Below are 896 nucleotides of genomic sequence, written 5' to 3'. Positions count from 1 at the left end.
ACACGCCGAAACAGCGCTTGGCACAGGCCGCATGACCTCTACTTTTGAGTGCTCCAAAAAATGGGGGGATTACCATAACACTACCACCAGGTTAATAAATTACGCCCTGTCAATGCACCCCACACTATGGCATTCAACATCAGAGCAATGAAGACAGCCGCAGAGCCCATGTCTTTAGCTCGACCAGAAAGCTCATGATGCTCTGACCCTATTCTGTCTACTACTGCTTCAATAGCTGAGTTCAGGATCTCTACAATCACAACCAGCCAACTTATAACCATTAGGAGTAGTATTTGATTTAAACCATCTCCGACAAAAAACGCCAGAGGCATCAACAGCACAATGAGTAGCAGTTCCTGACGAAAAGCCGCTTCATGTCTCCAAGCTGAAGAAAGCCCCTTCATACTATAATTGGTGGCATGAATGATTCGGGTAATTCCAGTTGCACCAGGCTTTGCCATTTTAGCTTCCTCTTTCTGATTTGCCCGTTAAAAATTTCAACCATGAAATACACGAACAATAGTAATAAACCTATTATTTAACAGATGATTGGGGGCCTGAGCCCCCAATAATGTAATTTATTGAACATTACGACATTGACTGAAAATATCTAGACCCTTTTCGTAAACTGATGTTTTGACGTCCCAGATACCCAATACAGATGAGAAAATATTATCGTGTGAGTAACGAGTATCAGCGGCTTTCTGCTGCAAACACGCCATATCAACGCCTTTCTCTTTGGTAAATCCAGGTGACATCCACACCTGCATAGGAACACGGGTCTGATCATCCGGTGCAAACTTGTACGGTGTACCGTGTAGGTAAAGCCCTAATGCTCCCAGTGATTCACCATGATCGGAGACGTAGAGCAACGCGGTGTTGTACTTATCTTCGTA

General features: G+C 44.1%; 2 protein-coding genes. Both read right to left on the bottom strand.

The window, feature by feature from the left end:
• Positions 1-80: 80 nt before the first annotated feature.
• Positions 81-461 (bottom strand): diacylglycerol kinase, encoded by a 381-nt coding sequence (locus PG897_RS22515; protein WP_039026395.1) that lies wholly within the window; start codon positions 459-461, stop codon positions 81-83.
• Between the two features lie 117 nt (positions 462-578).
• A partial coding sequence (locus PG897_RS22510; protein ID WP_270829447.1) for a sulfatase-like hydrolase/transferase occupies positions 579-896 on the bottom strand: 318 nt, incomplete at its 5' end.

This window comes from Aeromonas sp. QDB20 (genome assembly GCF_027707805.1).
Lineage (GTDB): Bacteria > Pseudomonadota > Gammaproteobacteria > Enterobacterales > Aeromonadaceae > Aeromonas > Aeromonas dhakensis.
Note: the sequence above shows the minus strand (reverse complement) of the source record. Positions and strands in the feature narration are given on the sequence as shown.

What these genes read in the sequence shown, in the direction of transcription:
- PG897_RS22515 (WP_039026395.1), bottom strand. Translation starts at nt 461, where the DNA reads ATGGCAAAGCCTGGTGCAACTGGAATTACCCGAATCATTCATGCCACC.